The organism is Streptomyces humicola, from assembly GCF_024436035.1.
Classification (GTDB): Bacteria; Actinomycetota; Actinomycetes; order Streptomycetales; family Streptomycetaceae; genus Streptantibioticus_B; species Streptantibioticus_B humicola.
In genome coordinates this window covers 216,410-229,614 of the sequence record NZ_JANFNG010000003.1, presented here as the reverse complement: position 1 = coordinate 229,614, position 13,205 = coordinate 216,410, and the positions used below count along the sequence as shown (strand labels likewise).

Here is a 13,205-nt window from a genome sequence, read left to right as displayed (position 1 = left end):
CTCCCCTCGCGTTTGTTACTGAAGCGTCACATGACGCGGCGGCCCGGTCAACAATTGGTCGGCAAGGTCTTGACGGTCTTGCTGACAAGTAGTCTCATAAAGGTGTGACCGAGGGTAACCCCTCGTGCTGTCCAGCTCCGGCCGTCAGAGGTGACAGTCCCATGAGCTCTTCCGTCAGCGTCGCCGGCGCCGCCAACGACCGGATCGGCGCACTCAAGGAACGCGAGCAGGTCGCCGAGCGGCTGCTCGAAGCATCAGCCCGGCACTCCTTCGACCCCGACACCGAGCTGGACTGGGACGCCCCGTTCGAGGACGGCAAGTGGTTCTGGCCGCCCGAGCTGTGCTCGCTCTACGACACCCCGCTGTGGAACCACATGTCGCAGGAGCAGCGGATCGAGCTGAGCAAGCACGAATCGGCGTCGCTCGCCTCCGTCGGCATCTGGTTCGAGGTCATCCTCATGCAGCTGCTGATGCGGCACATCTACGACATCGACCCGACCAGCCGCCATGTGCGCTACGCCCTCACCGAGACCGCCGACGAGTGCCGGCACTCGATGATGTTCGCGCGCCTTGTAGGCAAGTACGGCACGCCCGTTTACCGGCCGAGCCGCCTCCACCACAACCTCGCCCGGGTGATGAAGACGATCTCCACGACGCCCGGCTCGTTCACCGCGACCCTGCTGGTCGAGGAGATCCTCGACTGGATGCAGCGCCAGACCTTCCCGGACGAGCGCATCCAGCCGCTGGTGCGCGGGGTCACCCGCATCCACGTGGTCGAGGAGGCCCGGCATGTGCGGTACGCGCGTGAGGAGCTGCGGCGGCAGATGGCCACCGCCCCGCGCTGGGAGGCCGGCCTGACCCGGCTGATGTCGGGCGAGACCGCGCGCGTGGTGGCGATGTCGCTGATCAGTCCGCAGGTCTACGCCTCGGTCGGCCTCGATCCTGCCTACGCGCTGCAACAGGTCAGGAACAGCCCGCACCGGCAACAGGTCATGCGCCGCTCCTCGCAGCGGCTGACCGACTTCCTCGACGAGATCGGCGTGCTGCGCGGCCCGGCGAAGGCGCTGTGGCGCAGCTCCGGCCTGCTGGGGTGACGGAGCGACGCACGCGAGCAAGCGGCGGGGGTCCCCCCGGGAAGCAGGGGGAGGCCGGCCGAAGGACGAGGGACGAGGCCGTCCGCGGAGCGCGGGAGCGGGCGGAGAAGCGAACGATGGCACAGGAGACGAGCGGGGCCTATACGCTGCCCGGCGTGGGCGGTGACCAGCGAAGAGCGACGGCGTACCGGAGGCTGCCGGTGGAGGAGAGGCGCCGGCAACTGCTCTCCACCGCACTGGAGCTGTTCAGCCACCGCAGCCCCGAGCACATCTCGATCGACGACATCGCGGCGGCCGCAGGCGCCTCGCGGCCGCTGGTCTACCGCTACTTCCCCGGCGGCAAGCAGCAGATCTACGAGGCGGCGCTGCGCAGTGCCGCCGAGGAGCTGACGGCCTGCTTCGTCGAGCCGCCCGAGGGCACGCCAACGCAGCGGCTCGCCAATGTGCTCGACCGCTATCTCGCCTTCGTCGCCGGGCACGACGCGGGGTTCTCGGCGCTGGTGCGGGGCGGCTGCGTCACCGAGACCAGCCGGACCACCGCGATCATCGACGGGGTGCGCAGGGGCGCGGCGGAACAGGTCTTCGTCCACCTCCAGGTGGAGGCGCCGGGCCTGCGGCTGCGGATGGCGGTGCGGTCGTGGATCGCGGCGGTCGAGGCGGTGTCCCTGACGTGGCTGGACGAGGGGCGCCGGCCGCCCGCCGACGAGCTGCGCGACTGGCTGGTCGACCACTTCGTGGGGATTCTCGCCGCCGCGGCGGCGAGCGACCGCCAGACGGCCCAGGTCGCCGCCGCGCTGCTCGCCCAGGAGCGCGCGGACTGCGGTGCGGGCGTGCTGGCCCGGCGGCTGCTGGCGTGATGCGATCCTGGTGGTGTGCGCAGCGAGGAGTGCGAGTTCACCGGCGGGCCGCTGGACGGACGGGTGATGGCGGTGCTGGTGGGCGCCACCGGCAAGCCGCCGAAGGTGTACACCGTCCCCGTGCCCGGCGAGGGCGGCGCGCCCGGTCTCGTGCACGTCTACCGGCTCGCCCCGGCGGCGAGGCCACGCCGCTCGCGCTGGCGGTACGCGTACGACGCGGAGGGCCGGCCGCCCCGGATGCGGTGGCCATGGGGACGCAACCACCGTCGCACATAGGACAGTTGGCCATAAACCGATAAACTGTACTTGCTGTGGACGGACACGGTTGGGGGCGCCATGGATCCGCATCGGCCCGATGGCTCAGGCTCCGGCTCGCACGAGAGCGTCCCGTCCCGCCGCGTGCTCGTCGTCGCGGCGATCGGCGGGGTGAGCGCGGCGGCGACCGCCGGTGTCGTCTCCTCGCTCGTCCGCGGCAGCGGCCCCGCCGCCCAGAGCGTCGCCGTCAATCCCTCGGTGCCGTCCACGATCCTGCCCACCACGACGCGCGCGCCCGGCATCGCGCCCAAGCCGTTGTGGACGTACGACAAGGCGCGGCTGACCGGCGCACCGCCCGTCCCCGTCAGCGAATCGCTCGTCGTGGTCAAGGGGGTCGACGGGCTCATCGGCCTCGACGCCGGCAGCGGGCACCACCGCTGGACGACGGCGAGGAACGTGCTGGCCGAGGGCGCCGCGCTCCCCACCGGCGACGGGCTCGTCGCCGGCCTCGCCCGCGCCGCCGGCCACAGCCGGACACCCCAAGCCGTCGACCCGTCGGGGCACGGCCGCACCTGCTGGACGCTCGCCGCCCCGCCGTCGCTGCACTTTCCGCCCGGCGCGTTGCTCGCCTCCGACGACACCTCGCTCTACGTCGCCGCGACGACCGCCGACGGCGAGCCGCTGGTGCTGGCGTACGCCCTCGCGACCCGCAGGGAGCGCTGGCGCGCGCCGGGCCCCGGAGCGGGGGCCGCGCCGCTGGCCGTGCTCGACCGGGCCCGGCTCGTCGTCTGTGACGGGGCCTCACTCGCCGCGTACGACACGCGCACCGGCGCCCGGCAGTGGCTGGTCCGGCTGCCGGGCGCCGGTTACGGCCGCCCCGTCGTCGACGAGGTGCGCGCCTATGTGGCGGGAGACGCGGTCACCGCCGTCGAGCTGGCGAGCGGCCGCGTCGCGTGGAGCACGCCACCGGAACGTTACGGCGATCCCGCGCTCCTCGGAGGCGTCGCCTACGCCGTCGGACGCGCGTCCGGACTGACGGCGCTCGACGCCCTCTCGGGCACTGTGCTGTGGCGCCGCCCGGCGTCGGGCCCCGCCCTGCTCGCCGCCGACGCCCCGATCGCCTACCGCGACCGCCTTTACGCGATCACCACCGACGACCGCACCCCGCTCGCCGTCTTCGACACCACCAGCCGCCGCATCGCCTGGACCTTCCGTCCCGCGCACCGCGCAGCCGGCACCATACGCACCGCCTCGCTCGGCGACCGGCTCTACGTCCAGCACGGCAACGCGGTGTATGCGCTGCCAATGGACTGACATGGACCGACGCTCAGCCAGCCGCCACCGACGCGAGATACGCCTGGGCGAGCCCGGGCTCGAAGAACCACTCCTCGAAGTCGGCCGGATTGTCGAAGGCGTTGGCGAACCGGTCGGCCACGGCCTGGAACCGGCCGCCCGCGCCGATCAGTTGGAGCACGTGCTCCGGCGGCGGCGCGAGCATGGCGTTGGTCCACTTGGTGACGTGCTGCGCGTACTCCCAGTACCGGTCGAAGGCGGCCTGCATCCACTCGCGGTCGAAGGGCTTGTCGCCGTGGGAGACGATGCTCTCCAGGTACGAAGCGGCGCACTTCGCCGCGTTGTTGGAGCCCTGTCCGGTGATCGGGTCGTTGGCGACGACGACGTCGGCGACGCCGAGCACGAGGCCGCCGGAGGGCAGCTCGCCGATCGGGTTGCGCACGGTCGGGGCGTAGCGTCCGGCCAGAACGCCGCCCGCATCGGTGAGTTCGACGTCGCGCGCCCGGTCGTACTCCCACGGCAGGAACTGCTTCATCAGCTCCAGGGTGACCCGCAGGTGCTCGCGCGGGTCCTTCACACCCTCGAAGACGTCGAGCGGCCCGCCGGGGATGCCCTCCCAGAACAGGATGTCGCAGGGCCCGGAGGTGGTCAGGCACGGCATGATGAACATCTCGCCGACGCCGGGCACCAGGTTGCACCGCACGGCGTGGAAGTCCGGGTGCTCCGGGCGGGGCCCGAGTCCGTGCACATAGGAGACGGCGAGGGCACGCTGCGGCTTGTCGTACGGGGAACGGGAGTCGTCCCGGCCGAACATCGAGACGAGTTCGCCCTTGCCCGCGGCGACGAGCACCAGGTCGTAGCGGCGCGCGAAGTAGTCGAGGTCCGAGACGGCCGCGCCGTGGATGACGAGTTGCCCACCGCGCTGCGCGAAGGTCTCCATCCAGCCGGCCATCTTCACGCGCTGGTCGACGGACTGGGCGTAGCCGTCGAGGTGCCCCACCCAGTCGATGGGACGACTGGCTGCATCTGGCCCAGGGGGCCCCGCCACCGAGACGCCGAGGCCGTCAATGCGCGGCGCCTGGCTCTCCCAGAAGTTCAGACCGAGGTCTCGTTCGTGCTGCAGGGCGGTGGTGAACATGCACTGGGTGGACATCACCCGCCCCTCGCGGATCTCGTCCGCCGTGCGGTTGGTCATCAAGGTGACCTCGTAGCCGTTCGCCTGCAGGCCGAGGGCGAGTTGGAGGCCGGACTGGCCGGCTCCGACGATGAGAATCTTGCGCATGGATTCCTTCTGGACTTGATATTCAGTCGGGGAGCGAGGCCAGCGCGTGGCCGCACAGGGCCAGCAGCGCCTCGATCACGGAGTCACGGCGGCGCGCATCGCAGATGACGACCGGGATCCCGGCGGGTATCGACAACGCCTCGCGCACGTCCTCCTCCCCGTACTCCGGCGATCCCTCGAAGTGGTTGACGGCCACCATGAACGGCAGCCCGGACGTCTCGAAGTAGTCGAGCGCCGGGAAGCAGTCCGCGAGGCGGCGCGTGTCGGCCATGACGATACCGCCGATCGCGCCGCGCACCAGGTCGTCCCACATGAACCAGAAGCGCTGCTGGCCGGGGGTGCCGAAGAGGTAGAGGACCAGGTCCTGGTCGAGGGTGATACGGCCGAAGTCCATGGCGACCGTCGTCGTGGTCTTGTCGGGGGTCGCGCCGAGATCGTCGATGTCCTCGCTGGCACGGGTCATCAACGCCTCGGTGGTCAGCGGGGTGATCTCCGAGACCGATCCGACGAAGGTCGTCTTGCCGACACCGAAACCGCCCGCGACGACGATCTTGGTGGAGGACGGGGCGCGACTGCGGTCCTTCTGCCACTCCTGCAGGCCGTCCTCCGCAGCGGGCACCGCGACCTCAGGGTCCGCAGGGTCCGCCACGGGAAGCGCCGTCCCCTCACCCGTCTCAGAGCCTTCGAAGTCCACTGAGCACCCTTTCCAGCAGTGCGCGGTCCGGCTGTCCGGGCCCGTGGCCGGTGCCGTAGACGCGGATCCTTCCTTGGTCGGCCAGGTCGCTGAGCAATACGCGGACGACGCCGAGCGGAATGCGCAGCAGCGCCGAGATCTCGGCGACGGAACGCATCCGGCGGCACAGCTCGACGATCGCCCTCAACTCGGGCATCACGCCTGCGGCGATGCCCCCCGAGGTCAGTTCGAGCCGTTCCGCCGGGCCGTCGATCGTCGCCACGAACGTCTCGACGAGCAGCACATGCCCGAAACGGGTGCGGCCGCCGGTGAGCGCATAGGGGCGTACGCGGGAGGGTTTGCGGTCCGCGCCGCGGACCGGTAGCGAGGGCGCGGGCATCAATGCTCGCTTTCGGTCGGCTTGCCCGGCGTGCGGGCCTTACTGAGCTCGCTGCGCAGCTCCGGGGTGAGGACGTGTCCGGCCCGGCCCACGAAGAGCGCCATGTGGTAGGCGACGACGCTCATGTCGCACTCGGGTGAGGCGTGCACGCCGAGCAGGGACCCGTCGCTGATCGCCATCACGAACAGGCAGCCGTTCTCCATCGCGACCACCGACTGCTTGACGGAACCGGCGTCCATCAGCCGCGCCGCCCCGTCGGTGAGCGAGGCAAGGCCGGAGACGACGGTGGCGAGGTCGCCGGATGCGCTGGCGAGGCCTCGCACCGGAGCGCTCGTCCACTGCTCCGGGACGGACGGTGACGGTTCGTCGTCCGCACCGTCCAGACCATCAGCACCGTCCGCCTGGGCGGACACCTCGGACGAGCTGAGCAGCAGTCCGTCGGAGGAGATCACCGCGACGGAGCGCACGCCCGGGACCTCGTCGACGAGATTGGTGAGCAGCCATTGGAGGCTGCGCGCCCCATGACTCAGGTCGTCCGTACTCGACGTGTTCATCCGCGTGCCTCCTCGGAGGAGCTGTCCTGGTCGTCGAAGTCGGTTACGGGACGCGGCAGTTCGATGGTGCCGGTCGCCTCGGCCTCGGCGTCGCGCCGCCCCTCGCGCAGGCCGCGCGCGAAGCCCCCGAGTCGGCGCCGCAGCGTCTCGGCGTCCACCGGCGCACCCGCCTGCTCCCGTGCGGCGGGCTCCCCGCTCAGCCCGCTGGTGCGTGGTACGCGCTTGGGCAGGCCCTTGCCCGTGACGCCGGCGATCTCTGACGCGACGTCGTCGGCGGCGGGACGTGCGTGACGCGGTCGCGCCGGCGCGTCGTCGTGCTCGGGGCGTGCGTGCTCGTCCGGTTCTGCGGCAGCGGCAGCGGCAGCTGCTGCGGCGGCGTGGCGGGTCGGCTGCCTGACCGGCTGCGGTGTCACATCGAGCGGGTCGGCCAGGTCCACGCCGGCCGCCAAGGGAGCGGCGACGGGGGCCGACACGAGCGCGGACGCGCCGTCCGTACCCTGCGCGAGGTCGTCCGGCGGGCGGACGACGAGGGTGCGGGGGATGACGACGACCGCCGCCACGCCGCCCTGCTTCTGCTCCCGCAGCTGCACTCGGATGCCGTGCCGGCCCGCCAGCCGGGCCACCACGTACAGGCCGAGCCCCGCCGTCGCCGCCGACTCGTCCGGGTGCGCCTCGCCGAGCAGCTGGTTGAGTTCGGCGAGCCGTGCCTCGGGGATGCCGATGCCCTCGTCCTCGACGGAGAGCATCACCTCTCCGTTCTCCAGCAGCCAGCCGGAGACGCGTACTTCGGCCTGCGGCGGGGAGAAGGCGGTGGCGTTCTCTAGCAGTTCGGCGACGAGGTGACTGGAGTCGTCCGCGGCGAAGCCGGCGAGCTGGGCCCGCGGCAGGAACGAGATCTGCACCCGCTCGTAGCGGTCGATCTCGGAGATGCCGGCGCGTACGACGTCGATCAGCGGGACCGGCTTGGCGAGCGCGCCCGCGGTGGTCTCCGCCCCGGCGAGCACGAGCAGGCTCTCGCTGTTGCGCCGCATCCGGGTGGCGAGGTGGTCGAGCTTGAAGAGGGTGGCCAGCTGCTCGGGATCGTGTTCGCGGTCCTCCAGGCCCTCGATAAGGGCGAGTTGGCGTTCGACCAGAGCGAGCGTCCGCAGCGAGAGGTTGACGAAGGTCGTGTGGACGGCGCCCTGCAGAGCCGAGATGCGCTCGGCGAGCGCGTCCTTCTCCGCCACGAGTGCGGCCTGCCGCTGCCGCAGCTCGTCCCGTTCCCCGGCCGCCGCGTTGCGGGCGCCCACCAGCCGTACCCGCTCCTCCTCCTGTTCGACGGCCTCGGTGCGCAGCCTGGCGGCGTCCTGGGCGAGGCGTTCGACGGCGAGGGCGACGGCGGCGAACTCGTCGCTGCCGGTGAACGGCACCGGCGGCTGCGGGTCGCGGGCGTAGCGCTGCAGCGTGGCGAGCGGGCGGGTGACGGCGCGGGCGGTCTGGACGCCGATGCCGAGGGCGAGCAGCGCGCACAGGGCGACGAGCGCGATGCGCAACTCCAGTGCGGTGACGTCGGAGCCCCGCAGTGCGCTGAGCCTGGTGGTGTCGTCCTGGGCGAGAGAGGCCTGGACGGCGCGCATGCGGTCGAGCCGTGCGGACAGCCCGGCCTCGACGTCGGAGGTCTTGAGGGTGTTGTCGGCGCTGGTCAGATAGGGCTTGGCGGTGAGCCGGGTGAGATAGTCCTCGGCGGCGGTCACATCGCTGCCGGTGACCGTCTGCGCGTACTGGGTCTGCGCGCTCGGCGAGGCGGTGGCGGCGAACTCGGCGAGCGCCGCCTGTTCCCCGACCCTGGCCTGCTGGGCATCGGTCACCAGCGGCTCCTCGGTGCCGCCCGCGGTGAGCGCGGCGACGAGCAGTCCGCGTTCGGCCGAGGCCTGCGAGACGGCGCGGGCGAGCGCGGGGCCCGCGCTGGTGTCCGGGGAGGCGGCGCGGGAGGGCAGCGCACGGGCGAGGGCCCCGCTGACGGCGTCGAGCGCGTTCAGCAGCGGGGTGTACGAGTCGAAGACGTCCTTCGCGGAGCCGGGGCCCGACAGCGCAGTCTGCCGGAGGTGTTCGAGGCCGCCGAGTGAGCTGCGCACGGTGGCGGCGACGCCGGCGAGGTCCGAGGAGCCGCCGGTGTCGAGGGAGGCGGCGGCCTGGGTGACGTCTGCGGCCTGGCCGTCGACGCGCTCCCGGTCGTTCTCGCTGAGCCCGAGCCCGGAGGCGGTGCTGCGCCCGCCGGCGACGAAGGCGGCCATCGCGTCGCGCTCGTCGGCGAGCGAGTGGGAGAGCGCGATGGCGTTGGTGTTGAGGCGGGCGAGCTGGAGCAGCCGCTGGGACTCCGAGAGGTTTCCGACGGCCGCGGCGAGGCCCGGGGCACCGGCCGCGAGCACGGCGATCACGGATATCAGCAGGGCGGCAAGCAGCCGCTGTCGTGTCCGCGTTGTCCGCACCGGTTCTCGCATTCCTGTCTCGTCCGCCGCTGCTTCCGAAGTGACGACAAATCACAGTTGGGCACCAGCGCCAAGCGCGGATGTGCAGCCGCTCCTGGCGCTTCCCCCCGATGCGTTCACGTTGCGTTGTGTGCTTGTGCGCGTGCCAGGCAATCATGCCGAGGCACCCGAAGGAGTGAACAACAAGCGGAAGTTCGCCTTCAACTCGGCGGCGGCTCAGGGCGGTCGGCTCCATGGGCCAGGGTTTTGAACTCCCGGCGGCCTCCTGGAAAGATGCCCACCCACATCGCGGGTGCCTGGGCGCGCGAGGGCGAGGCAGCGGATCGCCACAGGTCAGGTGTGCGCCACGGCGTTCGAACGCCGTTCGGGCAGACTGTCCCCATGCGCATCGAGACCGCCACGGAGCCGGGCAGCCCGCAGCGGCCCGACGAGGACTTCGCCGCCGTCGCCCTGCCCGCTTCAGGACAGGGCGGAACGCTGGTCCTGCTGGACGGGGTCACCCCGCACCGGGACGGCACGGGCTGCGTCCACGGGGTGCCCTGGTACGTCGCCCGGCTCGGTGGTGCGCTGCTCGAACTGTCCGCTTCGCGGCGGGATCTGACGCTCGCCGACTGCCTTGCCGAGTCGATCGCCCGCACCGCCGCAGCCCACGCCGGAACCTGTGAGCTTTCTCATACGCATACGCCGCAGTCAACCGTCGTCCTCGCGCGCTGGGACGAGGAGGCGGTCGAGCATCTGGTGCTGTCGGACTCGGTGTTGCTCATCGAGGGCGAGAGTGGGGATGTACGGGCCGTGCTCGACGACCGTCTCGACCGGATGCCGGAGCAGGTGCGGGCCATGCGCGCGGCCGTGCGGGCGATGGAGCGCGGGTCGGCGGAGCGGGAGGCCGCGGGCGCCGCGTACGGGCGCGCGGTGGAGGCGCTGCGGAACGCCGTGGGCGTCGAGGGGGCGTTCTTCACCGCGGCGGCGGACCCTGCGGTGGCGCGGCTCGCGGTGACGGGGACGACGCCACGCCGGGCGGTGCGGGCGGTCGCGGCGCTGACGGACGGGGCGGGCCGTCTGGTCGAGGTCTTCCACGAGGGCGGCTGGGCGGACGCGTTCGCCCTGCTGCGCAAGGAGGGCCCGCAAGGCCTGATCACTCGCGTCCGCGCCGCGGAGTCGGCGGACCCCACGTGCACCGCATACCCCCGCGGCAAGCGCCACGACGACGCCACGGCAATCCTGGCCGTGATCTGACGATCGCGGTGGCGGGAGGTCGGGCACATCACCTACCGCAACCGGGACGGCGCCTCACTGTTCCTCGCTCAGCAGATTCAACTCCCGCAACAGCCTCGCGAGCTCGCGGATGTCATCACGATCCCACTGCGCCAGGCGCAGGCGATACCGTTCCCGCCGCGCGTCCCTGACCCGTGTGAAGCGGCGGTGCCCCTCCGGCGTCAGCCGGACCAGCGCCGCCCGGCCGTCCGCCGGATCCGGCTCGCGGCTGACCAGCCCCAGCTCCTCCAGCGCACGCAACTGCCTGCTCATCGTCGCCTTGCCGACGCCGAAGTAGGCCGCCAGGTCGGTGGCCCGCTCCGCCCCCGCGTCCTCCAGGCGTTGCATCAACCCGTAGGCGGCGGGTTCGAGGTCGGGGTGGACCTGGCGGGCCATCTCGCCGGAGGAGGCGCGGGCACGGCGGTAGAAGACGGTGATCTCCCGCTCCAGTGCGTCCATCTCAGGGTCCGTGCCCCAAGGCTCACCGGTTCCGTCCTCTGCCGCCGTGCCCACGCCTGCCCCTTCCGCTGCTCACCCCCAGTATTTCGCAGCAGGGTATTGCGCGGCCGGGCCTACGCCGCGGTCGCCATCACCTGCTCGGCGCCGGCGCGCTCCAGCGCCAGCTCGATCACCTGGCGGACGTCGGAGACCGCGTGCACCTCGAGCCGTTCCAGCACCTCGGCCGGGACGTCGTCCAGGTCGGCCTCGTTCCGCTTGGGGATGATCACGGTGGTGACCCCGGCCCGGTGCGCGGCGAGCAGCTTCTGCTTGACCCCGCCGATCGGCAGCACGCGCCCGGTCAGGGACACCTCTCCCGTCATCGCCACGTCGTCGCGCACCCTGCGCCCGGAGAGCAGCGACGCCAGCGCCGTGGTCATCGTGATGCCCGCGCTCGGCCCGTCCTTGGGCACCGCGCCCGCCGGGACGTGCAGGTGCACGCCGCGGTCCTTCAAGTCACCGACCGGCAGCCCCAGTTCCGCGCCGTGCGAGCGGAGGAAGGAGAGCGCGATCTGCGCGGATTCCTTCATCACATCGCCCAGCTGACCGGTGAGGGCCAGGCCCGTGCCGCCGGTCTCCGGGTCGGAGAGCGACGCCTCGACGAAGAGCACGTCACCGCCGGCGCCGGTGACGGCGAGGCCGGTCGCCACACCGGGCACGGCCGTGCGGCGCTCCTCCGGGTCCTGCGCGGACTCGGGCGTGTGGTGCGGCCGTCCGATCAGGCGCCGCAGGTCGTCCTCGCCGACGCTCACCGGCAGAGTGAGCTCGCCGAGTTCGTGCTGGGCCGCCGCCTTGCGCAGGATCCTGGCGATGGACCGCTCCAGGTTCCGTACTCCGGCCTCACGCGTGTACTCGCCGGCGAGCTTGCGCAGGCTCGCCTCGTCGACCGTGACCTCCTCCGGGGTCAGACCCGCCTTCTCCAGCTGGCGCGGGAGCAGGTGGTCACGGGCGATGACGATCTTCTCGTCCTCGGTGTAGCCGTCGAGCTGCACGACCTCCATACGGTCGAGCAGCGCCTGCGGGATGGTCTCCATGACGTTGGCGGTGGCGAGGAACACCACGTCCGACAGGTCGAGCTCGACTTCGAGGTAGTGGTCGCGGAAGGTGTGGTTCTGCGCCGGGTCGAGGACTTCGAGCAGGGCGGCGGCCGGGTCGCCCCGGTAGTCGGAGCCGACCTTGTCGATCTCGTCGAGCAGCACCACCGGGTTCATCGACCCGGCTTCCTTGATGGCGCGGACGATACGGCCGGGCAGGGCGCCGACGTACGTCCTGCGGTGACCGCGGATCTCCGCCTCGTCGCGCACGCCACCGAGCGCCACGCGGACGAACTTCCGGCCCATCGCGCGCGCCACCGACTCGCCGAGCGAGGTCTTGCCGACGCCGGGCGGTCCGACGAGCGCGAGCACCGCGCCGCCGCGACGCCCGCCGACGACGCCGAGGCCGCGATCGAGCCGGCGCTTGCGCACCGCCAGGTATTCGGTGATGCGTTCCTTGACGTCGTTCAGTCCCGCGTGATCGGCGTCGAGCACGGCGCGCGCGCCGGGGATGTCGTAGGCGTCCTCGGTCGTGGTGTTCCACGGCAGTTCCAGGACGGTGTCGAGCCAGGTGCGGATCCAGCTTCCCTCGGGCGAGGCGTCGGAGGCGCGTTCGAGCTTCTCGACCTCCTTCAGCGCGGCTTCCCGCACCTTCTCCGGCAGGCCGGCGGCCTCGACGCGGGCGCGGTAGTCGCCCGCCTCGTCCTCCGGGTCGCCGTTGAGCTCCGCGAGCTCCTTGCGCACCGCGTCCAGCTGGCGGCGGAGCAGGAACTCGCGCTGCTGCTTGTCCATGCCCTCCTGGACGTCCTTGCGGATGGTGTCGGCGACATCCTGCTCGGCGAGGTGGTCGCGCAGCCAGCTGGTGGCCAGGCGCAGCCGCTCGACGGGGTCGACGGTCTCCAGCAGGGTGACGCGCTGGCTGACGTCGAGGAAGGGCGAGTAACCGGAGTTGTCGGCGAGCTGGGAGACGTCGTCGATCGCCTGGACGCGGTCGACGATCTGCCAGGCGCCGCGCTTGCGCAGCCAGCTGGTGGCGAGCGCCTTGTACTCCTTGACGAGCTCGGCGACGGCACCGGGCGGCTCGGTCGGCTCGGGTTCGGTGATCTCACTGCCCTCGACCCACAGCGCCGCGCCCGGTCCCGTGGTGCCCGCGCCGATGCGCACCCGGCTCAGGCCACGGATGACCGCCCCGGGGTCCCCGTCGGCGAGCCGGCCGACCTGCTCGACCGCGCCGAGGGTGCCGACGGCCGCGTATTCGCCGTCGATGCGCGGTACGAGCAGCACGCGTGGCTTGCGCGACGCGCCAGAGGAACGGATGCCGGGCACGTGGGTGTTTCCGGAGTCGGTGGATTCCACTGCCTGCGCCGCCTCGACGGCGGCCCGCACCTCGCTGTCGGTCAGGTCGAGCGGTACGACCATGCCGGGCAGCACCACCGCGTCGTCGAGCGGCAGGACGGGCAGGGTGAGCGGCGAGGGGGCGTGAGACGCCGGGGAATCAGCAGCCATGATCTCTCCCTAGGCAATCAAGTTGAGTTGCATTGAC

At 72.0% G+C, this 13,205-nt stretch carries 12 protein-coding genes; 5 read left to right on the top strand and 7 right to left on the bottom strand.

Features of this window, described 5'->3' with window-relative positions; all coding sequences use genetic code 11:
• The first annotated feature begins 161 nt into the window (after positions 1 to 161).
• From NGB36_RS07065 to NGB36_RS07050, 4 genes are all read left to right on the top strand, one after another.
• Positions 162 to 1,094, top strand: a complete 933-nt coding sequence (locus NGB36_RS07065; RefSeq protein WP_255919249.1) for an AurF N-oxygenase family protein — start codon at positions 162 to 164, stop codon at positions 1,092 to 1,094.
• 116 nt (positions 1,095 to 1,210) lie between these two features.
• Entirely contained in the window at positions 1,211 to 1,951 is a 741-nt protein-coding gene (locus tag NGB36_RS07060; RefSeq protein WP_255919248.1) for a TetR/AcrR family transcriptional regulator, read from the top strand.
• A gap of 15 nt (positions 1,952 to 1,966) precedes the next feature.
• A complete protein-coding gene (locus NGB36_RS07055; RefSeq protein ID WP_255919247.1) occupies positions 1,967 to 2,227 on the top strand; it encodes a DUF8847 domain-containing protein in 261 nt (86 codons plus the stop codon).
• Positions 2,228 to 2,287: 60 nt separating this feature from the next.
• Complete coding sequence (locus NGB36_RS07050; protein ID WP_255919246.1) at positions 2,288 to 3,520, top strand: outer membrane protein assembly factor BamB family protein; 1,233 nt, start codon at positions 2,288 to 2,290, stop codon at positions 3,518 to 3,520.
• A gap of 13 nt (positions 3,521 to 3,533) precedes the next feature.
• Here the strand turns inward: NGB36_RS07050 and NGB36_RS07045 are convergent, their stop codons facing one another.
• From NGB36_RS07045 to NGB36_RS07025, 5 genes are read right to left on the bottom strand one after another with little or no spacing between them, the layout of a single operon-like run.
• The gene (locus NGB36_RS07045) at positions 3,534 to 4,781 is read right to left on the bottom strand and encodes a styrene monooxygenase/indole monooxygenase family protein (protein WP_255919245.1); all 1,248 of its coding nucleotides are present in this window, start codon (positions 4,779 to 4,781) and stop codon (positions 3,534 to 3,536) included.
• Positions 4,782 to 4,803: 22 nt separating this feature from the next.
• Entirely contained in the window at positions 4,804 to 5,430 is a 627-nt protein-coding gene (locus NGB36_RS07040) for a GTP-binding protein (protein ID WP_255919244.1), read from the bottom strand.
• Positions 5,431 to 5,455: 25 nt separating this feature from the next.
• Positions 5,456 to 5,854 (bottom strand): DUF742 domain-containing protein, encoded by a 399-nt coding sequence (locus tag NGB36_RS07035; RefSeq protein ID WP_255919243.1) that lies wholly within the window; start codon positions 5,852 to 5,854, stop codon positions 5,456 to 5,458.
• Positions 5,854 to 6,408: a roadblock/LC7 domain-containing protein gene (locus tag NGB36_RS07030; protein WP_255919241.1), complete on the bottom strand. Its 555-nt coding sequence runs from the start codon at positions 6,406 to 6,408 to the stop codon at positions 5,854 to 5,856. Before NGB36_RS07030 ends, NGB36_RS07035 begins: the two co-directional genes overlap by 1 nt.
• Entirely contained in the window at positions 6,405 to 8,876 is a 2,472-nt protein-coding gene (locus NGB36_RS07025) for a sensor histidine kinase (protein WP_255919238.1), read from the bottom strand. The genes NGB36_RS07030 and NGB36_RS07025 overlap by 4 nt, the downstream gene beginning before the upstream one ends.
• Positions 8,877 to 9,257: 381 nt before the next feature.
• On the opposite strand from NGB36_RS07025, the gene NGB36_RS07020 reads away from it, so the two are divergent.
• On the top strand, positions 9,258 to 10,112 hold the full coding sequence (locus tag NGB36_RS07020; RefSeq protein WP_255919235.1) for a hypothetical protein: 855 nt from the start codon (positions 9,258 to 9,260) through the stop codon (positions 10,110 to 10,112).
• Positions 10,113 to 10,166: 54 nt separating this feature from the next.
• On the opposite strand, the gene NGB36_RS07015 is transcribed toward NGB36_RS07020, so the two are convergent.
• Together NGB36_RS07015 and lon are read right to left on the bottom strand one after the other, a co-directional pair.
• Positions 10,167 to 10,589 carry a MarR family winged helix-turn-helix transcriptional regulator gene (locus NGB36_RS07015; protein WP_255919233.1) on the bottom strand — a complete coding sequence of 141 codons (423 nt, stop codon included), beginning with the start codon at positions 10,587 to 10,589 and terminating at the stop codon, positions 10,167 to 10,169.
• 113 nt (positions 10,590 to 10,702) lie between these two features.
• On the bottom strand, positions 10,703 to 13,168 hold the full coding sequence (gene lon / locus NGB36_RS07010) for an endopeptidase La (RefSeq protein WP_255919231.1): 2,466 nt from the start codon (positions 13,166 to 13,168) through the stop codon (positions 10,703 to 10,705).
• Positions 13,169 to 13,205: the final 37 nt, after the last annotated feature.